Here is a 20,263-nt window from a genome sequence, read left to right as displayed (position 1 = left end):
CGCGAAGCGGGCCATCCTTATTCTTCGGATGGCCCGCTTTCCTCTATGGGAGATCAATTGCCGCCGGTCTCGCCCTTCGGCCGGTCCCGCTCAGCAGGACGGCCCGAAACGGTACGCCGACGGCGGCGCTCACTGTTGCCGGCCAGTAGTTCCGCGGCTTCCTCCCGGTAGGAGAGCGCCCGGCCGGCGGGCTTCTCCGCCCGGCCCTTCTGCTCCACCCGGCCCTTCTGCTCCACCGGGCCCTTCTGCTCCACCCGGCCCTTCTGCTCCACCCGGCCCTTCTGCGCGCCCGCCCCGGCATCCTTCGCGGCCTTCGGCTGGACTGCCGCCGGCTCCTGTGTCACTCGCGGCGCCCCGGCTGCCTGCTCCTTCACCACCCGAGGCGGGACCGCCGCCGTGGGCTCCCTCGTTACGTGCCGTTGAGCTACCGCCGCCGCTTGCTTGGCGACCTGAGGCTCGCCCGCCGCCGGCGCCTTCATATCCTGCGGCTGCTCTGCCTTCGCCTCCTGCGGCGAGACTCCGGTGGCCGGCTCCCTCGTGACGCGCGGCGGGACCGCGGCGGCCGGCTCCTTCGGGCGCGGGACGCTTCGCCGGGCGGGCCGCAGCGACTCCGGAATGGCCGGAATCGACGCCTGCGACTTCCCAGCGTTCGGCCCCGCCTCAGGCGACTGCACGCCGGCCGGGCTGGTCACCGAGTCAGCCGCCTGGGCGGCACGCGCAGCCACGGTCTCGGCAGCCTTGATCCAGGCCGCCGGTGCCCGCCGGGTTGCCGGCCCCGGCCGAGCCTGGGCGGCAGCCGCGGCCTTCCCAGTGGTCCGGCTCTGCGCGCGAGAGAGCGGTTGATCAACCTGCCCAGCACGCCCGGACGGCTTCCCGTTCCCGGCCTCGCTGGCCTTCTCGTCCTCGGCCCGGCGGGTTTCCCCGGTCTCGGCCGCATTGGCTTTCGCGTCCTCCGCGCTGCCGGCTCCAGCCTTCTCCGCCCCGCCGGCTTGAGCGTTCTCCGTTCCGCCGGCTTGAGCGTTCTCCGTTCCGCCGGCTTGAGCCTTCTCCGCCCCGCCGGCTTGAGCCTTCTCCGCCCCGCCGGCTTGAGCCTTCTCCGCCCCGCCGGCTTGAGCCTTCTCCGCCCCGCCGGCTTGAGCCTTCTCCGCCCCGCCGGCTTGAGCGGGACCTGTCTGCCCCGGCACCGCCCGGGCCGGCCCGTCCAGCTCCACAACGTGCATCGACGCGCGTGGTGTCTCCGGCCGAGGCGCCGTGGCCGTCGCCGCACCGGAATGCTCGGCGCCGCCCGTGGCTGCCGCTTGCGGGGCCAGCCGGTCACCGTCGCCCGGTGCCGGGTTACCGGCCGGAGGCCGTCCCGACTCCATCGCATGCATCGAAGCCCGGCTCAGGCCGCTGAGGCCCTGACCAAGCGGTCCCCGCGCTGCCGATCCCGCCGGCCGCCCCGGAACCTGCCCGGGCACCGCACCGGCACGGCCCTCCTTCTGCGGCTTGTTCACCTGCGGCTGCGCGGCCACGGAACTCCCCTTCGGCTGCTCGGTTGCGGTGTCTTGATTCGCTTCCGCGGCCGGCGTCGGCACGGTTTCCTTCGCAACCGAGGCGGCAGGTTGCCCCGCCGTTTCACCGGCCCGGACCGGCGGCCACGTCGGCGGCTTGCCAGCATCCGGCTTCGCCATCGATGGCATGGGCGCGTCGGCGGAGCCCTCCGCCGGGCTTGTTTCCTTGCCGTCCTGAGCATTCGCGCCAGCATCAGTCCGCAGCTCTGCCTCCGCGGAAGAATCCCCGGTGACTGCCTGGTCAGCAGCCGGCTCAGGCTTCGCGGCAGGGTTTGCGGGCCGCTCGGGGGCGGCCCCCGGCTGGGGGGATGCAGCCGGGGGCTGGGCGGCCGAGGCCGCCTTCGGCACAGCTGACGTTGATGGGACGGTTCCGGCTTCGGGCCGCGATGCCGCCTGGGGACCCGGCGCATGCTCCGGTTGGGTCTTCGGGCGGTCGACGCTGGGGCCGAGCCGGGTAAGTCCGGTTGCGGTCCAGTCGGTGGCCGCCGGGCCGGTGCTCATCGCAAAACGGGGAACGACCGGAACCGGCTCCGCCGGCCGTTGCGGGCGCGGGCTCGGCCGGTTCCCACCGGTGGTCCGGGCCTGCGCCGCGGCGCGACCTTCCAGGCCGCGGCGCTCAGAGTTGTGCTTCTCCGCGCCTTCCTTCGCATTGCTGCGCTGATCAGGGCCGCGCTTTTCGGCGCTGTTCGGCAGTGGGTTCCGCTGCTTGCCCGCTGGAGGGTTGCCGGGCGTGGCCGCGGCGGGCGGCTTGCTCGCCGTTTCCTCGGCCTGCGCCGCCCCGCCTTCGGCGACCGACTTTTCCGGCCGCGCGTTTGTGCCGGCCTGCTCGACAACAGAGGTCGCTGCCGCATCTTCCGCGGCCGCCCGATCGGACTGGGCCGGAGGCCGCGCCGCGGGCGGGGTTGCCGGCTTGCCCGAAGGCTGCGCTGCTGCCGGGGCCGGGGACTGGGACTGGGACTGGGCCGGGGACTGGACCGACGACTCCGATGTGGGCCGGGTTGCCGGCTTGCTCGACGGCTGGGCTGCGGGACGGGCCTGAGCTGTGGGACCGGCCTGAGCTGAGGGACCGGCCTGAGCTGAGGGACCGGCCTGAGCTGTGGACTGGGTCGAAGGCCGAGCCGCCGGCTGTGAGGTGGGCCGGGCTGAAGATTGGGCTGCCGGCTGTGAGGTAGGCCGGGCTGGAGACTGGGTGGCGGGGGTGTCGGCGCGGCGCTGTTCGTCGGTGACTCGCTTGCGGGGGGCCGCGATCGGCAGGCCGGCCGGCTTGTCCTGGACGCCGCCGGGGTGAGGCTTTCCGCCGCCTGCGGACTTGCGGGCTGCGGCCTCGGCCAGGCGGGCTGCTGCGCGGGCCTCGGTTTGGCGGGCGCGTTCCGGGGCGGTGGCGGCGACCCACGCGCCGACTGCGGTGGCGTGGAATTCCGGAAGGTCTGTCGGGGCCGGGGCGCGCCGGCGGCGGGTGGGCAGTGGGCCGGGCTGCAAGCCGGCGAGGGCAGGGGTGTCGCCGAGCAGGTTGAGCGGCTTGCCAGCGGCCGGCGTGAACGCGCCGGCAGGAAGCGTGGGGGCGCCGGGGAGCGTGGGCGCGCCGCCAGAAAGAGCAGACGCGCCGGCAGGAAGAGTGGAGCCGGCAGGAGGAGTGGAGCCGGCAGGAGGAGTGGAGCCGGCAGGAAGAGCAGATGCGCCGGTGGGAAGGGTGGCGCCGGCAGGAAGAGTAGGCGCGCCGGTGGGGAGGTTGGGGGTGGCGCTGAGAGCTGCTGGGCCGGCGAGGGCTGGGCTGACCGGCGCGGAAGAAGTGGTGGAGGCCGGCGCCGCAGGGTCGGTAGGGGCCGGGGCGGTGGCCAAGGCGACGCCGCCACCTGCGGGGAGTTCGGGGGTGCCGCCGCGCTTCGGGGGCCAGGAGAACTGTGGGAGCGCCGGGGGGCGGCTGGGGCGGGAGTCGGCGAGCGTACGCGGCCGGTGTGCCCCGCCCTGCTGACGTCCGCCGCCGGAGAGCGGGCCGGACAACGGCAGCGGCGCGCCGATGGCCTGCATCAGGTCGGGGACCTGGCTGGGTTCGACGACGTAGACCACCTCGCGCCGGCGGCCCGGCCAGGCCAGGACGATGACGCTGGCCATCACCAGCAGGGTGCCGAGGGTGAGCAGGCCCCAGGTGCTGGAGTTGAGCCAGCTGGGCCAGACCTCGGCGGCCGAGGCCATCCGGTTGATCGAGCGGGCCGACTGGTTCATCACGACCAGGCTGTACGGGCCGCCCTTGAGCTCACCGGGGGTCCAGCTGAGCTGGCCCTGCCCGGCCATCGTCCAGAACGCCTCGCCGCCGGGCATTCCGGCGGGGACGGTACGCCCGGGCATGCGGGTGGTGGTCAGCGGCAGCGGGCCGGTGCCGATGTCGACGGCGTCGACCCGGGTGTACGGGACGCCGGCCAGATAGCGTTCGACGTCGCGGGCGGGGGCGAGGCCGATGAAGGCGGGGCCGGCGACGGTGACCGCGGAGTAGCGCAGCCGGGTGGAGCCCACCCGGGCGAACGGCGCGTCGTCGCGCAGTGTCCGGTCGATGTCGGGGACCACGAGGGCGTACCCGGGCACCGCGAGCCCGCGCATCTCGCCGCTGAACGCGCCACCGGGGTCGCGGTGCTGCATGAGCGCCCACAATCCGCCACCCGCCAGCAGCGCTGGCAGTCCGATGGTCAGTAACAGCATGCCGAGGATCGTGCGGAACACCCGCATCTGTCTCTCCCCCTTCCCGGGCCGTACTGCGCGGACCATACCGAGTCAAATAACCCCAAAGTGGTCAAACAGGCACGGTGGCCCCCGATAGATATGCGGAACGGCCCGGCCCACCAGGGGCCGGGCCGTTCCGCGGGAAGCTCAGGAGACGGTTGCCGTCATGGTCAGCGTGGACTGGTCGATCTCGCTGGTCCGGGCGGTGAACCTGAAGGTCCACTCACCGGCGGCCGGCAGCGCGATGTCGCCGATGGCGTGGAAATCGGTGATCCGCAGCAGCGGGATCTCGATCGGCTCGATCCCCTTCGCGGGCAGCGTGGCGGTCGCCTTCCACTCGACGACCGGCAGGGGCTTGTTGTCCAGCGTGTACGCGTACAGATGGATCGAGTTGTTGCCCACCTTGGCCGGGAACACATCGACCTGGAGCGACATCTTGTCCGAGGTCAGCGTCTGGCTGACGGTCGTCGTGGTGGCACCGGTCTCGGCCGCCTCGGCTGTCCGCGGCGGCGCGACCTGCACCAGCACCGAGGTGACGCCCAGGATCACCGCGATGACCGCCAGCTCGGCCAGCACGATCCGGCGCAGCGGCTTGGGTGACTCCTCGGCGGCTCGGGACTTGACCAGCCTGCGGGAGAACGCCGCCACCCCGAGCACCGCCGCGGCCAGCCCGACCTTGACCAGGATCAACCGTCCGTAGGTGGTGTTGAACAGGCCGTTCAGCGACGACACCTCGATCAGCGCCTGCACCACGCCGGCGAAGACCAGGGCGCCGACGGCGGCGGTCGCCCAGCGCGACCAGATCGGCAGGATCGCGCCGAGCTCCCGGCCGTTCGCCTTGGGCAGCAGGAAGCCGAAGAGCATCACCAGCCCACCGACCCACACCGCCGCGGCCGCCAGGTGCAGCGCGTCGATCACCACCGAGACGCCGGCCACCGGGGACGCCGTCGGGTGCCCGGTCAGCGGCCAGGTGGCGATCGCCGCCACGCCGAGGACGCCGAGCAGGGCCAGGTCGAGCTTCGACTCGCCACCGGCCGGGCCGGTCAGCAGGGGGCGCAGCAGAAAGGCGGCGGCGGTCACCACGCCCAGCCGGACCAGCATCACCGCGCCGAACGTGCTGCCCAGGACGTCGCGCAGGTCACTCACGCCGACGTCGAAGAGGCCGACACCGAGCGTGTACGGCGCCTGCAGCCAGAGGCCGAGCAGGGTGCCCCCGGCGACCAGCCCGATCCCGGTCCAGATCAGCCGGCCGGGGCCGCGCCGATCGAGCCGTTGCGGCCAGAGCAGCGCCAGGACCAGCACCGGGCCGACCAGGAGCACGAGTCCGGCGTACCCCAGGTATTTGCCGACCGGAATGAGTGCGCGGACCACCGGATCGACCTGGGCATCGGCCTCGTCCGCCGAAGGCGGCGTCGACGCCGCGCCCACCGAGAAGCTGATCGTGCCCGCGACCGGGTGGCTGTCCGCGGAGATCACCCGGTAGCTGACCAAGTAGGTGCCCCGGCCGGCCCCGGTACGCAGCGGGATCGTCACCTGCGTGCCGCTGACCGAGGGTTCACCCTGGTCGGCGCGGGAACCGTCCGGACTGATCACCCGGATCTTGTCGGAGAGCAGCTGGACCGACTCGCTGAAGGTCAGGGTCACCCTGTTCGGCGCGTCCGGGACGATCGTGCCGTTGCCCGGGTCACTGCCCACCAGAGCGGCGTGCGCGCTGGCCGGCGCGGCCGCCAGCAGGGATCCGAAGAGTCCGAGCAGCAATCCGGCCAGCACAGCCAGGACTCGGCGTCGCTCAGTCAACAGTCGCTCCCTCTCCGATTCATAGGCGATAGTCGCCCGGGGCCCTTGCATGGTTCCAGATGGAGACCTATGTCGCTGATGCGCGTACCATCTGGCCCGTGACCGAGGAGACGGACGAGACGACCGCGCTGGCGCTGACCGCCCGAAACGGCGACCCAGTGGCCCAGGCCGCCTTCGTCCGGGCCACTCAGGCCGAGGTCTGGCGGTTCACCGCCGCCCTGATCGATCCCGGCACCGCGGACGATCTGACCCAGGAGACCTTCCTCCGGGCATTCCGGGCGCTGGACAGTTTCGAGGGCCGGTCCAGCGTACGGACGTGGTTGCTCGGCATCGCCCGGCGCACCTGCGCCGACCACCTGCGATCGGTGGTCCGCCGGCGCCGCCTGGATGCCAAGCTCGCCACGCAGGCCGTCACCGAGCTGCCCGCGCCGGACCCGGCACACCGGCTGACCAGCGCCGATCTGCTGAGCCGGCTCAGTGATGAGCGGCGCACCGCGTTCGTGCTCACCCAGGTCCTCGGCCTGTCATATGCGGAGGCCGCCGAGGTGGAGGCCGTCCCGGTCGGCACCATCCGGTCCCGGGTGGCCCGTGCCCGCGACGAGCTGATCACCGCGGTGTCCCGGGCCCAGGCCAGCTGACGGGACCTTCGTCCCTGGTCGGCCCCCGGTGGGTGACGGTCACAATGGTCGGGAACCCGAACGCGACCGCAATCGTCTAACTGGGCGTGACCATGGAAACCCTGCGGAGTGTCCGCACGGCGGCCGTCTGGCCGTGGATCTCCACCCTGGCCCGGCTCGCCCTGGCCGCCGTCTGGCTCGTCGCCGGCGGGCTCAAGGTCGGTGACCTGGCCGCTTCCGCCCGCGCGGTGCACGCCTACGAGCTGATGTCCTACGACACGGCCGAGGTGGTCGGTGCGATCCAGCCCTTTCTGGAGATCGCGCTCGGCCTGCTGCTGCTGATCGGCCTGGCGACCCGGCTCACCGCCGCGATCTCCGCGGTGCTGATGGTGATCTTCATCGCCGGCATCACCTGGGCGTGGGCCAAGGGCCTGCAGATCGACTGCGGCTGCTTCAGCGACGGCGGCGCGCTGGCCGAGGGCAAAGAGGCGGCGTACGGCCTGGACATCCTGCGCGACCTCGGTTTCCTGGCTCTCTCCGGGCTCCTGGTGTGGCGACCGAAGACCCGGTTCTCCGTCGACGGCTTACTCATGGGGGATGCGCGATGAGCAAGGGCACCAAGGAACGGGCCGCCAAAGCGCGGCAGATCGTCGAGCAACAGCGGGCCGCCGACCGGCGCCGCTCGGTGACGCTCTGGACCTCGGTCGCGGTGGTCGTGGTCCTGTTCATCGCCGGTCTGGTCGGCTACAGCCTGGTGGCGGGCAAGGACGACGGCAAGGTCAGCACACCGGCCTCGGCGGTCGACGCCGGCACGGCGTTCGCGGTCGGCACCGGTCCGGTCACCGTGGACATCTACGAGGACTTCATGTGCCCGGCCTGCAACAACTTCGAGCAGGCGGCCGGACCGACCCTGAAGCAGCTGGTCGACGACAACAAGATCACGCTGCGGTATCACCCGGTGGCCATCCTGGACCGGTTCTCCAACGGCACCGAGTACTCCACGCGGGCCGCCGCCGCGTCCGCCGCCGCGGCCGCCGAGGGCAAGTTCGTCGAGTACCACGACGTGCTCTACGCCAACCAGCCGGCCGAAGGAACCGACGGGCTCGACAATGCGAAACTGATCGAGCTCGGCAAGTCGGTGGGTCTGACCAGCGACGCTTTCGCCGACGCGGTCAACGAGGGTACCTACAAGACATGGGCCACGCAGGCCACCGAGAAGTTCTCCGAGAAGAACTTCACCGGCACGCCGACGATCACGGTCAACGGCGAGCAGCTGAAGGGCCCGGGCGACACCCTGCCCACTCCCGAGCTGCTCACCGAGGCGGTGCAGAAGGCGGCCGGGTGAGGCGACTCCTCGCCATGATCCTGGCAGTGGCCGGTGCGGTCCTCGCACCGGCCACTCCCGCGTTCGCGCACACCGGCGACACCGAGGGCGTCAGCTCGTACCGGATCACGGTGACCGGGCTCAGCAGTCCGCTCGACGGGCTCACGGTCAAGGTCGTCGAGGGCGGCGCCCGGCTGGAGCTGCGCAACGAGACCGGCCGGCCGATCGAGATCCTCGGGTACTCCGGCGAGCCGTACCTGGAGGTGCGGCCGGACGGCACCTACGAGAACGTGAACTCGCCGGCGACGTACCTCAACGAGACCCTGACCGGGGACAGCGCCCTGCCGGCGAGCGCCGATCCCACCGCAGCGCCCGCCTGGCGCCGCGTCTCCGGCGACACCACCGTGCGCTGGCACGACCAGCGCACCCAGTGGCAGGAGGCCGGCCTGCCGCCGCAGGTGGCCGCCGACCCGGACAGCGAGCACCGGGTCCGCGAGTGGGTGGTCCCGCTGCGCGAGCAGACCCGGACCTTCGAGATCCAGGGCACGCTCGACTACGAGCCACCCCCCACGGCCTGGGCCTGGTGGACCGGTGCGGCCCTGCTGGCCGTCGCGGTCACGCTGCTGGCGATGCGGTGGCCGGGCTCGGTGGCGCCGCTCACGCTTTTCGCTGGCACAACCACACTGTGGTACGCGCTGTCGCGCATTCTGGACGGCGGAGGCTGGTTCGGCGTACCGGTCATCGCGGGCCTGCTCGCCTGCGCCGCTGCTTACCGGCACCCACCGTTCTACCTGGCGCTCTCCGGTTTCGTGCTGGCCGCCTTCGCCGGTTTCGGCAGCGCCGACGTGTTCACCGCCTCGGTCGTGCCCGCGGTGGGCCCGGGCTGGCTGGCCCGGGCCGCAGTCACGGTGGCCATCGGCGCCGGGGCGGGCCTCGCGCTCACCGGCGTGCTCCGGCTGCGGGCGCTCACACCCCGGTGATGTCGTCCACGTTGACGTTGACCGCGAGGACGTTCAGCCCGTAACCGGTCAGCGCCTCCTTGACCTTCGCCTGCACCTCGGCGGTGACCTCGGCGACCACCCGGCCGGCCTCGAGGACCAGCACCACGTTCACCGTCACGTCGCTGCCCTTGACCTTCGCCGAGACGCCGCGGCTCGCGTCGCCGACCTCGTCCAGGCCCACCTTGTCGAGCACGCTGTTGAAGAACCGGGCCACGTCACCACCCAGGTCGGCGACACCCGGAACCGCCCGGGCAGCCGCGACCGCGATCTTCTCCACGACCTCGCCGGCGACGGTGGTGCTCCCGTTCGTAGCCTCGCTCATAGATTGATCTCCGCTCTCGACGTCAGTGCCGGGGAGCGTACCGCGAGTACTCCGCACGGTGCGCACAACGCAATCGATAAGTGATTGTCCGGCGGCGGAAGCCATTGTTTTCCTATTTTCCGGCACATCGGGAAACGGATTCCCTATTGTCGGAAATTGGCATATCGACTCTCCGCAATGCAGCGGTAACGTTCAGTTGTGGCCCACTACGGAGATGAACTCACCCTGCGGCTCTCGGCCATCACCGACACCCGGCTCCTCGACGACGACCAGGCCCTCACCACCTTCATGCGGGACCTCGTCGACCGCATCGGCATGACCGTCATCGCCGGCCCCCTGGTCGCCACCGAACAGGGCCCGCCCGAGAAAGCCGGCAAATCCGCGGTCGTGATCCTCGCCGAATCGCACGCCGCCATCCACACCTACCCGCACCTGCGGGAGATCTTCGTCGACATCTTCTCCTGCAAGCCATTCCGCGAAGCGGACGTACTCGCCGAGTTCCACCGGCTGGTCGGCGACTACTACGTCAGAGAACGCACCCTCACCCGCCGCGGCGAGGAATGGCCCCGCGACCTCCACGCGGCCCAGCAGCACTGGGCGGCACTATCGTCGGTGCATGACTGAAAACGTGCGTCTCAGCGCCGGCGACGCCGCGCCCGACTTCACTCTGCCCACCGACACCGGCGACAACCTCACGCTGAAGGACCTCCGGGGGCGCAAGGTCGTGCTGTACGCGTACCCCGCCGCGATGACGCCCGGCTGCACCAAGCAGGCCTGCGACTTCCGCGACTCGCTCGCCTCCCTGCAGGCCGCCGGGTACGAGGTGGTCGGCATCTCCCCCGACAAGCCGGCCAAGCTCGCCAAGTTCCGCGAGCACGACGCCATCACGTTCCCGCTGGTCAGCGACGAGGACAAGAGCGTGCTGACGGCGTACGGGGCGTTCGGCGAGAAGCAGCTGTACGGCAAGACCGTGACCGGGGTGATTCGCTCCACCTTCGTCATCGACGAGAACGGCGTGGTCGAGCGCGCCCTCTACAACGTCAAGGCCACCGGGCACGTCGCCAAGCTGCGGCGCGACCTCGGACTGGACTGAAAACCGGCGAAATCCACAGGTCCGGGCTGTGCGAACCGAAAGGGAGAGCACACGGCAATCCCGGACTCACGGCGGTCGTCATGCGGTACCAACCCGCAAGGCGGCCGCCGTGCACGGATGACCCGAGGGGATGTGGGCACGCGGCCTGCGTGGCTGACGATCAGCGTCGCTGCGCAAAGCCACCAGCACGAGCCGCCCGCCACGCGCGTTACGACCCGGCCCAAAGACGCCTGAACGGCGGCTGGCCGGCACCAGCCGCCCGCCACGCGCGTTACGACCCGGCCGAAAGACGCCTGAACGGCGGCCAGCCGGCACCAGCCGCCCGCCACGCGCATTACGACCCGGCCAAAAGACGCTCGAACGGCGGCCAGCCGGCACCAGCCGCCCGCCGAGCACGTTACGACCCGGCCAAAAGACGCCTGAACGGCGGCCAGCCAGGACCAGCCGCCCGCCGAGCACGTTACGACCCGGCCAAAAGACGCCTGAACGGCGGCCAGCCGGCACCAGCCGCCCGCCACGCGCATTACGACCCGGCCGAAAGACGCCTGAGCGGCGGCCAGCCAGAACCAGCCGCCCGGTGGCCTCCGCTTGGACGAACGCGCCCAGGCCAGATCCGAGGTGTGCGAGACGCCACGGAAGCAGGCAACCGATTACACTCTTCACAGCGCTTTGCCTTAACAGGCAAAAAGGGCGGGAGTGGCGAAATTGGCAGCCGCGCGGGTTTTAGGTGCCCGTGCCCGAGAGGGCGTAGGGGTTCGAGTCCCCTCTTCCGCACCGATCAACGGCAAGTCTTGGCGAGTCACCTGACGGTGACTCGCCAAGATTGCGTTCGGGGATCAGCAGGTGGGGGCGGCTGGTTCGGCGGCGGCAAGGTCGACCGCAGGCTGTTCGCCGGGGGCCGGCGAGGCAGTCGTTGCGGACTCGAGCAGCGGCGCGGCCGAGGTGGCCGGTGAAGCGGGGGCGGGGGACGGCGCGGCCGAGGTGGTGGCGACGGCCTTCTTCTTTGCCGGGGCCGGGACCGCGGTGGTGGCCTTGGCGGCCGGCTTCGTGGTGGTGGGGACGGTGGAGCCGCTGGTGATGCGGGCGCTCGTTTTCTGGACTGTGCCGGGCTTCATGTCGATGCCGCTGACCGTGACCGTGTGGCCGTACACATCCGTGATTTTGATCTTGTAGGGGCCGGGCCCGGCGCCGCTGTCGATGAGCCAGTAGTTGAAGTCGGTGCGGTGGGCGCTGGTGAAGCTGCGGCCCGGGCCGGCGACCTTGACGGACGACAGCAGGTTCGCGTGGTTGTCGATGCGGGCGGCGAACCAGTACTGCGACGCGCCTTCCTTGATGCGGACGCTGATCGGTGCGGGCACCGAGGGGTTGGTGACCAGCTTGTACTTGATCGGGATGATGCCGTCGACCTCGGCGCCGATCTTCTTGAAGGCGGTGCGGCTCAGGTCGAGGTGGCCGGCGGCGCACTCCGGGCAGGAGTCGAAGACCTTGACGCGTACCTTGCCTTTGGGGCCGCTGACGTCGAGGTAGGCGCCGCAGGAGGCGCCTTCGGAGTACTGGCTGGGGCCGAGCGCGACGTACAGGTCGTCGGCGGGCACCTCGAAGGAGCAGTTGCCCGAGGTGCTTGCCAGGTCGTAGAAGGTGGCCTTGCCGGTCTTGCTGGTGGTGCTCGGTGGGGCTGCGCAGGCGGATCCGCCGGTCTGCAGCAGCAGGGCGACCCCGATGAAGCCGGCGAGAACTGCGGCGCCGCCGGCTGCCAGCCATCGGACCGGGAATTTGCTTTGGTGAGCACTCACCCGGGCATCCTGGTCGGCGCGACGGGCCCGGGGCAAATTTTCTAAGACTCTTCTAAGACGAGGTCACCGACCCGGATGACACCCCTTGCGCCGGCGGGCAGGTCCGGGATCAGATTGATCGCGAAGAGCAGGCCCTGGGCGAAGCGCCGGTGTTTGCCGAGCACGTGCAGGGGCTGCCGGCCGGTCTGGCCGGTCTCCTGGTCGATGGTGGTGACCCGGCAGCGGTCGCAGGGTTTGTCGGCGCGGTAGGTGAGGTCGCCGATGCGCAGCCGGTGGCCGATCCAGTCGTCCTCGGCCCAGGCGGGCGCGCCGCTGACCACCAGGTTGGGACGGAAGCGGTGCATCGGGACCGGGTCGTCGCCGCCTTCGGCCAGCCAGTCGTTGACGGCGTCGAGCGAGGCGGCGTTGGCGAGCAGCAGCGGGTAGCCGTCGGCGAAGCTGACCCGGTCGGGTTCGGCGAACTCGAAGACGGGACGGCTGGTCGGGTCGGACTGCCAGGCGAGCCGGGCGTCGCGGCCGAGGAACTCGCTGATCCAGTCACTCTCGGCTATCCGCGCCGGGTAGCTCGGCTTGTTCCGGAAGACCCGCACGTCGATCTTCGGGCCGTCGGCGGGTTCGTCCAGGTCGAGGCCGGGCTGCCCGGGTGCGCTGAGTTGCAGCCCGCCGGGCCGCGGCCGGGCGGTGAGCTGGGTCAGGCGGGGCGTGTCACGCTGGGTGATGCCAACGCCGTCGGCGTCGACGACCATCCACCGGCGGTCGCCGGCGAGGCCCCAGGATTCGACGACGGCTTCGTCGTGGTCCAGCCGGTGGCAACCCTTGACCGGGTACGAGTGGAGCGCCGTGATCCGCATGCCGTCAGCCTCGCACAACGGGGCGAGGACTCCGCCACCTTTATCCAGCGGCGGAGTCCTCGGTGCTGACCCGTCAGCGGGCGGCCAGACCGGCGCCGAATCTGCGCAGGTAGTCGGCCGTGACCGGGTCCTCGGTGCGGTCGGCGAGGCCGGACAGGACCTGCCCGATCTCGGCCGACTCGGCCGGGGACAGCCGGCTCAGGCAGTCACCGACGATCTCCTGGACGCTGACCGCGAAGTCGGGATCGACCTGGTCCGCGTCAGCGGTGTCCAGCATCACGATCGTCGTGGCGAGTGCCTGGACGACGGGTTCCAGGTTCATGGAGCAGCCACCCTCACCATGATCGTTGTTACTCCGGCGTCGCTCAGCCAGCGGGCCGCTTCGCCCGCCACGTGGGCGTTCGGGACTTCATAGACTGCCTGCAGGCCGTGGTAGGCGGCAACCGCGGCTTGCCGCCGGGCCTGGTCGATCATGCTGTTCGAGGTGAACGGGATGACGCCGAACTTCCGGTCGATGATCTCGTTCCCGTTGACGCCGTCGAACTTGGCGGTGACGTCTCCGTCGCGGCCGGGCATGGAGAGCCGCGGAACCTGGGCGCGTCCGGTCTGTGCGTTGGAACGGGCACCGTAGGCGCCGGATTCGTACTGGTAGGCGCGTTGCTGGGCGGGGGTTCCGGTCGGGCCGAGCCGCCGGTCGGCGCCCTCGTCGACCCAGTCGGCGATGCTTTCGGCGTCGGGCGGGCAGGTCCGGTTGTGGACCAGGACCGCGGTGGAGCCGGCCGCCACGTGGTACGTGTGCAGCCCGTCGACCGTGAGGTCGTAGGTGCGGCGTCCGTCCTGGTAGGACTCGACCGCGGAGAGCTGCACCCAGGTGCCGGACGAGGTCCGCAGCATCTCGCCCTGCCGCAGGTCGCCCGCCTCGACCCATTCCCCGCGGGTCTGCGACCAGAACGGGTGGGTGCCGGTGGTGGTGATGGTGTGCTCGCCGTCGTCGTCCTTGACGGTCACGTCGACGAACTTCTTGTCGTCGTCGGTGCGGATGGTGTGGGTGACCTGCCGCGCCTCCGTCTCACCGCTCTCCGGGTCGGCGGCCTGCACGGTGTCGCCCGGCTCGACCTCCTCGATCGGCTTGGTGGTGCCGTCGGCGAGCAGGACCGCGGTGCCGGCGACGAAGCTGTGCGGCGCGTCGACCCGGCAGGACGGCGCATCGCCGCCGCTGTCCCCGGCCTGTCGCTTCGTCTTCGCCTTGGCCTTTGCGGCCATGGCTTTCGCCTTGGCTGCCGCTTCGGCCGCCGCTTTCTTGGCTGCCGCTTCGGCTGCTGCCTTGGCTGCCGCGGCTTTCTCCGCCGCCGCCTTGGCTGCTGCGGCTGCTGCCGCCTTCGCCGCTTCGGCTGCCTTCTCGGCGCCCTGGATGATGGCCCGGGCCCACTTCAGTTCCTGGAAGAAGGTGACCACGGCCTTGCCGGCCCGGAAGATCGACTCGGCGATCTTCTTGGCCTTGAAGATCTTTCCCCAGGGAAGCGCGCCGACGACCATCGAGACGCAGGCGACCAGGTCGCCCTTGAGGCAGTTGAGGATGTCGTTGATCCCGAGGAACTCCATCAGGATCTGGCCGCCGGCCTCGAGGATCACGTCCAGGGTGCTCTTGCTCTGGATCTGGTGCGCCTTGGCGATGTCCTCCGGCGACGGGCCGGTCTCGACCGTGGGTCCGGCCGAGGTGGTCGGCCCGGCGTCCGGGACCATGCCGGTCGGGTCGCTGTACGCCACCGGGTTGTTCGAGGCGTACGTGTAGGCCGAGGTCGCGCCCTGCGAGGTGGGCATCGGATCGCGGCTGCTGAACCGGCCGGTGCCCGGGTCGTAGTTGCGGGCCCTCAGGTAGTAGTTGCCCTCACCGGAGCTGGAGTCCTGGTACGCCCCGCTGTACTGCATCGGGTTCTCGACCGCCTGGTCCGGCAGTTGCTGCCCGGCCAGGGTGGGCCCGACCCGCGGATTGCCGAACGGGTCGTAGTCGTACCCCTTCTCGATGGTGCCGGTGGGCGACAGCATGTTGGCGATGCCGCCCAGCCAGTCGTGGGTGTACGGGTGCACCCCGCTGGCCGGATCCAGCAGGGCGAGGGGTTCGTCGTCCGGCCCGTAGTTGAAGCCGCGTTTCTCGACCGTCTCCCCCGCCGCGTTCTCGACCACGTCGAGGGCGATCTGCGGGAGTGTGCCGGCCACGTCCCAGGACCAGCGCTGAGTCTCGGACTTCGCCCCGACCGTCGTGGTCGACGCCAGTCGCAGGCCGGTGGCGTCGTACGCGAACGTCGTGCTCTGCCCCGAGGCCAGCGTCGCCTTGGCCAGCGTGTTGTCCAGGTTGTACGCGAACCGGTCGCCGCCCGCCTTGATCTGGTTGCCGCGGGCGTCGTAGGCGTACTCGGTCTCCCGCTCGTGGCCGGGACCTTCGACCTCCTCCTCGACGAGTTGGTCGGCGTCGTCGTACTCGTACTCGGTGACGTCGTTGCCGGCGGTTCCGGTCCGTTTCATGCTGGTCCGGTTGCCGACCAGGTCGTACTTGTAGTCGATCCGGCCGGCCGGCTTCGCCGTCTTGTCGGTGCACGTGGTCACCGCGTAGCAGGCCGACGTGACCCGGTTGGCCTCGTCGTAGGCGTACGCCACCGACTCGGCGACGCCGCCGCGGGTGGTGACCACCCGGCTCGGGTTGCCGACCTTGTCCAGCGTGAGCTCGTACTTGGAGATCGGGTCCTGCACGCCGGGCACCGGTTCGCCGGTGCGTTCGGTGCCGATCGAGGTGAGCCGGCCGGCGTCGTCGTAGGTGCGGTTCTCGGTCAGGCCGGTCGGCGCGGGCAGTGTGGTGCTGGTCCGGCGGCCGGCCACGTCGTAGCCGAAGCTCCAGGTCGTGGCGGCGGATCCGGCCGCACCGCCCTGCGTGGTGAGTGCGGTGATCCGGCTGGCCTTGTCGTAGCCGTACGAGACGGTGGTGCCGTCCGGGTACTGCCGGCTGGTGACGTTGCCCCGGTTGTCGTAGTCGTAGCCGAAGACCTCGTCGGGACGGCCTGTCGTCCTACGGGTGACCGTCTTGATCTGGTCCTCGTCGTCGTAGACCACCTCGCGGACACCGGTCGGGTCGCCGTACGAGGTGACCCGGTCCTTGCCGTCGTAGCGGTACTGGTAGACCGGCCCCTCGGTGCCGAGGGTGCGGGTCTCCAGACGGCCGACGATGTCGTACGCGTCGACGGTCGTACGCTTGCCGCGTTCCTTGGCGCTGAGGTCGTCGAGCTCCTCGTCGTCGCCGAGCGTGATCGTCTGGGTCCGGTTGCTGTCCGCGTCGTAGGTCGCGTAGGTGCTGCGCCCGAGCGGGTCGGTGCTGCGGACCAGACGCCCGGCCTCGTCATAGGACAGTGACGTGCGGTTGCCGCGCGGGTCGCGGACCGACGCCAGGTAGCCGTCCTCGCCGTACGAGTAGACCGTCGAGTCCTCGTCCGGGTCGTCGCTGTCGAACCGGACGTCCGGCGCGGTCACCGTGTACGGCTGGTCGTCCTCGTTGTAGGTGTAGTGCGTGGTGTTGCCGTTCGCGTCGGTGCTCGACACGGTCCGGTTCAGCGCGTCGTACTTCGTCGTGGTGACGTTGTCGAGCGCGTCGATGCCGCGGACCTGGTTGCCGGCGAGGTCGTACTCGAAGTGCGCGGTGAAGCGCTCCTTCTCGGCGCCCTCGACGTTGCCCCGCGGTTCGGTGAGCGCCGACAGGAACCCGTCGTCGGTGTACTCGTAGGTGGTGATGCCACCGGTCGCCGAGATCGACTTGATCTTGTTGCCGGCCGCGTCGTACTCGGTGCGGGTCTGGTTGCCGGCCGCGTCGGTGATCCCGGTCTGCCGTCCGGTCTTGTCATACGACATCGCGGTGGTGCGGCCCAGGTTGTCGGTGGTGCCGCTGACCTGCCCGGCGTTGTTCCGGTCGAATTTGGACACCGCGCCGAACTCGTCGGTCTTCTCGACCGTGCGGTCCAGGTCGTCGACCTTGATGTCGCGGACCACGACCTGCCCGTTCGGGTACGGCCGCCGGATCTGGATCATGTTGTCGTTGCGGTCGTACTTGTACGAGGTGGTGAAGTCGGCCCTGTTCGCCCCGGGCAGGTTGCCGCGCGGCGAGGTGGTCGACTCGACCAGGCCCTTGGCGTTGTACGCCCAGCTGGTCACCAGGTCCGGCTGGTGCTTCATGTCGATCGCCGCGGTCAGCCGGCGGCCCGCCGCGGTGTAGGTGTGCAGCAGCGTGCGGCGCGGCTCGTTGACCGCCCGGAGCAGACCGTTGTTCAGGTACGCGTAAGTGGTGCTCAGCCCACCCGCGGTGGTCGACTTGCGGAGCCGGCCGGCCGCGTCGTACTCGGCCCGGTCCGGGTTCTTCTTGGTCGGGGCCAGCACGGCGACGACCCGGTCGAGTTCGTCGTACGTGGTCCGGGTGGTGTAGTTCTGCGGTTTCGCCCCGGCCACGGTGCCGCGCGGGTCGGTGACCGCGATCTGCCGGCCGACCTTGTCGTAGCCGTACTCGGTGCGCCGCCCCTCCGGCGAGATCGCCGCCCGCAGCAGACCGGCGTTCTGCTCACCCGCCGGGATGTTCTCCGCCCGGGACACCTTGCCGCGCTGGTCGGTGACGGTCGTGACCAGACCGCGGTCGTCGTAGGTGTAGGTGATCGAGTGGTTCTCCGGGTCGGTGCTCTTCACCAGCTCGTCGAACTCGTTGTACTCGTCCTTCCACGTCTGGCCCTCGGCGTCGACGTGGGTGGTCGGGTTGTTGCGCGCGTCGTACTGGGTCTTCTCGCTGAACCGGCGGCCGGGCGCGTAGTGCTCGACCAGGTTGCCGGCCGCGTCGTACCGCGACTCGTGCTGGTTCTGGTTGCCGTTGACGACGAGGTTGCGGTTCAGCGTGCCGTCGTAGCGATGGCTGCTGGTGTCGCCGTTGCCGCGCTGCGAGAAGATCAGGACGTTGCTCTGGTAGCCGTCCCAGACCACGACGTCGTCCGCGTCGGTGGTCCGGGACTCCTGCTTGCCCGCGTTCCACTCGAAGGTCGTCGGCGCCCCGAGCGCGTCCAGCTGGCGGGCCATCCGGCCGTCGGCGCCGTACTCGTTGGTCAGCGCGACCACCTTGAGCGGGTCGACCACCTGGGTGAGCCGGGCCGAGGCGTCGTAGCGGTACTGCCAGAGCTCGCCCGCCGCGTCCTTCACCTTGGTCAGCAGGCCGCTGGTGTAGAAGAACTCCACCTTGCGCTGGTCCGGCAGCGACACCGACTGGATCAGGCCGCCGGCCAGCTTGACCAGCGCCTTGCGACCCGACGGGTCGGTCACCGTGATCAGGGTGTCGGTGTGCGTGAACCGGAGCCCGACCTGGCGCGGGTTGAGGATCGAGGCGAGCCGGCCCTGGGCGTCGAACGCGTAGACGATGTTGTTGCGGGTGACCAGCTCCCAGCCGTCACCGGCCCGGCGCAGCGTGGAGGTCACGCCCGGCGGCCGCTGGTAGGAGTCGCCGTTGAGGGTGTAGACCACGTCCGAGCCGTCCTCGGCACGGACTGAGGCGCCGGTCTCGGAGGGGGTGATGCGCATGTCGTACACCCAGGCCCAGCCCGGGCCGAGAGCCGACGGTCCGGTGTTGAGCGAGGAGTACGCACGACCCGAGGCGAACGGGATGGCGAACGACGACATCCCCAGGTCCTGCTCGATCCGGGTGAAGGCGCCGGTGCCGGTGTTCACCCCGATCGCGCGGATGGCCTGGCCGGCCCCGGTCGCGCCGAGCGCCGCGCTGCACCCGCAGCCGGCCGCCTGCCGGTTCGGCAGCGCCGGCGGGTCGATCGTGGTCCGCGGCTGCGCCTCTTCCGAGTTCTCCGACGGCACCTCGCCGTCCGGGTAGATCGCGGTGATCGTGACGAAGTACTTCTTCTCCGCGTCGAGCTGCCAGCCCTCGGCGGCGCCGAGCGACTTGCAGTAGGTGCGCGGCGACTCACACTTGCTGTCCGCGAGCTGGTCGCGGTTGAGCACCACGGACTCCTGGCGGGTCTGCGACCCGGCGTCGAACAGGTCCACCCGCCACGAGTCGAAGGTGTCGTCGGCCAGGTTGAAGTACGTCACCAGTGAGGTGTCGCCGAGCACGAAGCCCGGCCGGAGCAGCAGGTCCTTGAAGGCCTCACCGGGCGCCGCTGCGGCGGCACGGGCCACCTCGGCCTTCCCGACCTTGCGCGCCGCTCCGCCGGCGTCCACCCCCGGCGGCACGACCGGCGGGCGGTCCTTCTCGGCGACGGCGGCGTCCGGCGCCGCGTTCGCCGGCACGCCCCGTTGCTGGGGCGCCCGGCCGGCGCTGACCTCGGGAACGTCGCCGGGCTCGGCGCGCGCCGGCACGTCGGCCGGTGGTGCCAGGGTGGTGACCAGCAGGACTGCGGTGAAGCCCGCGAGCCATCGGGCGCGGGCGAATCCATGGGCGAACGACACGATCAATGACCTCCCCCGTGAGTTGACCTCACGAAGCGAAGCATTTCGATTCATCTATAGACAAGATCTGTCGCCGATCTGTCACTCCGCCGACGGCTGCTCGTGCGACTTTTTGTTTTAGTTGGCCGATTCGGATGCCGTACTTTGTCGATGGTCGTGCAGTGGCTGGTTGAGGCGTTGCCTTGGGCGGCGCTGTCGAGCATCCGCGGAGTAAGGGTCGAGGATGAGGGTGTCGGCGAAGGTGGTCAGCCGGATGCCGCGCCGGCCGGGCCCGGACAGGCAACTGGTCGGCGGCAGCCTAGACATAGTCAAGAATCCAGCCGAGGACGTCGGCGATCTCACCGAGGTTCAAGAGCTGGCCGAACGCGCCAGGCGAGGAGGCGTGCACGCTCGACGGGCGGACTGACAACCGTGCCCGATGTCTTTGCTTGTAGGTGTGCGGGTGGGTGGCGCGAGTATCGGGGTGTCACACGCCGGCCCATCGCGTGACCGACGCCCACGCCTGCCCGTCGCAGTCGCACCCCGGACGACCACCACGCGCCGTTCGGCGATGGGCCAGTCGCATGCGAAGTACAGGCGCGACCATGGTTAAGGTCCCCATTTCGGCTGATCTTGCTCCAGGTCGATCGCCACGACCCGGCCGGCCGACACCGGCGGGGCCTGCGACGGTCACACAAGTTTGTGACAGGTTCCGATGTGACGGCGTGTCGCATTAGACATTGCGAC

At 70.6% G+C, this 20,263-nt stretch carries 13 protein-coding genes and 1 tRNA gene; 7 read left to right on the top strand and 7 right to left on the bottom strand.

Annotated elements, in window-relative coordinates:
• Nucleotides 1-53: 53 nt before the first annotated feature.
• Nucleotides 54-4,274 carry a hypothetical protein gene (locus OHA21_RS45040; RefSeq protein WP_328465999.1) on the bottom strand — a complete coding sequence of 1,407 codons (4,221 nt, stop codon included), beginning with the start codon at nt 4,272-4,274 and terminating at the stop codon, nt 54-56.
• 141 nt (nt 4,275-4,415) lie between these two features.
• Complete coding sequence (locus tag OHA21_RS45035; protein WP_328465997.1) at nt 4,416-6,116, bottom strand: copper resistance CopC/CopD family protein; 1,701 nt, start codon at nt 6,114-6,116, stop codon at nt 4,416-4,418.
• 47 nt (nt 6,117-6,163) lie between these two features.
• On the opposite strand from OHA21_RS45035, the gene OHA21_RS45030 reads away from it, so the two are divergent.
• The 4 genes from OHA21_RS45030 to OHA21_RS45015 all read left to right on the top strand — a co-directional run bounded on the left by OHA21_RS45030 (nt 6,164) and on the right by OHA21_RS45015 (nt 8,986).
• Nucleotides 6,164-6,703 (top strand): sigma-70 family RNA polymerase sigma factor, encoded by a 540-nt coding sequence (locus tag OHA21_RS45030; RefSeq protein ID WP_328465995.1) that lies wholly within the window; start codon nt 6,164-6,166, stop codon nt 6,701-6,703.
• A gap of 80 nt (nt 6,704-6,783) precedes the next feature.
• A complete protein-coding gene (locus tag OHA21_RS45025; RefSeq protein WP_442875207.1) occupies nt 6,784-7,290 on the top strand; it encodes a MauE/DoxX family redox-associated membrane protein in 507 nt (168 codons plus the stop codon).
• Entirely contained in the window at nt 7,287-8,027 is a 741-nt protein-coding gene (locus OHA21_RS45020; RefSeq protein ID WP_328465993.1) for a DsbA family protein, read from the top strand. The genes OHA21_RS45025 and OHA21_RS45020 overlap by 4 nt, the downstream gene beginning before the upstream one ends.
• Complete coding sequence (locus OHA21_RS45015) at nt 8,024-8,986, top strand: hypothetical protein (protein WP_328465991.1); 963 nt, start codon at nt 8,024-8,026, stop codon at nt 8,984-8,986. The genes OHA21_RS45020 and OHA21_RS45015 overlap by 4 nt, the downstream gene beginning before the upstream one ends.
• Here the strand turns inward: OHA21_RS45015 and OHA21_RS45010 are convergent.
• Nucleotides 8,973-9,329: an Asp23/Gls24 family envelope stress response protein gene (locus OHA21_RS45010; RefSeq protein ID WP_328465989.1), complete on the bottom strand. Its 357-nt coding sequence runs from the start codon at nt 9,327-9,329 to the stop codon at nt 8,973-8,975. The genes OHA21_RS45015 and OHA21_RS45010 overlap by 14 nt on opposite strands.
• 198 nt (nt 9,330-9,527) lie before the next feature.
• Here OHA21_RS45010 and OHA21_RS45005 point away from each other — a divergent pair, with 198 nt between their 5' ends.
• The 3 genes from OHA21_RS45005 (at nt 9,528) to OHA21_RS44995 (ending at nt 11,196) form a co-directional block, all read left to right on the top strand.
• A complete protein-coding gene (locus tag OHA21_RS45005; RefSeq protein WP_328465987.1) occupies nt 9,528-9,953 on the top strand; it encodes an S-adenosylmethionine decarboxylase family protein in 426 nt (141 codons plus the stop codon).
• Nucleotides 9,946-10,422, top strand: a complete 477-nt coding sequence (gene bcp / locus OHA21_RS45000) for a thioredoxin-dependent thiol peroxidase (protein ID WP_328465985.1) — start codon at nt 9,946-9,948, stop codon at nt 10,420-10,422. Before OHA21_RS45005 ends, bcp begins: the two co-directional genes overlap by 8 nt.
• A gap of 690 nt (nt 10,423-11,112) precedes the next feature.
• Nucleotides 11,113-11,196: transfer RNA gene (locus OHA21_RS44995), tRNA-Leu, on the top strand.
• Nucleotides 11,197-11,258: 62 nt separating this feature from the next.
• Here OHA21_RS44995 and OHA21_RS44990 read toward each other — a convergent pair.
• From OHA21_RS44990 to OHA21_RS44975, 4 genes are all read right to left on the bottom strand, one after another.
• Nucleotides 11,259-12,215, bottom strand: coding sequence for an expansin EXLX1 family cellulose-binding protein (locus OHA21_RS44990; RefSeq protein WP_328465984.1), 957 nt, complete (start codon nt 12,213-12,215; stop codon nt 11,259-11,261).
• A 41-nt stretch (nt 12,216-12,256) separates the two neighbouring features.
• Complete coding sequence (locus tag OHA21_RS44985; RefSeq protein ID WP_328465983.1) at nt 12,257-13,066, bottom strand: MOSC domain-containing protein; 810 nt, start codon at nt 13,064-13,066, stop codon at nt 12,257-12,259.
• 73 nt (nt 13,067-13,139) lie between these two features.
• The gene (locus tag OHA21_RS44980) at nt 13,140-13,388 is read right to left on the bottom strand and encodes a hypothetical protein (RefSeq protein WP_328465982.1); all 249 of its coding nucleotides are present in this window, start codon (nt 13,386-13,388) and stop codon (nt 13,140-13,142) included.
• Nucleotides 13,385-19,537, bottom strand: a complete 6,153-nt coding sequence (locus OHA21_RS44975; protein ID WP_328465979.1) for a polymorphic toxin-type HINT domain-containing protein — start codon at nt 19,535-19,537, stop codon at nt 13,385-13,387. The genes OHA21_RS44980 and OHA21_RS44975 overlap by 4 nt, the downstream gene beginning before the upstream one ends.
• Between the last annotated feature and the right edge of the window lie 726 nt (nt 19,538-20,263).

The sequence above is a fragment of the Actinoplanes sp. NBC_00393 genome, assembly GCF_036053395.1.
Taxonomy (GTDB): Bacteria; Actinomycetota; Actinomycetes; order Mycobacteriales; family Micromonosporaceae; genus Actinoplanes.
The sequence above is the reverse complement of the archived record's forward strand: the minus strand, read 5'-3'. Positions and strand labels throughout refer to the sequence as shown.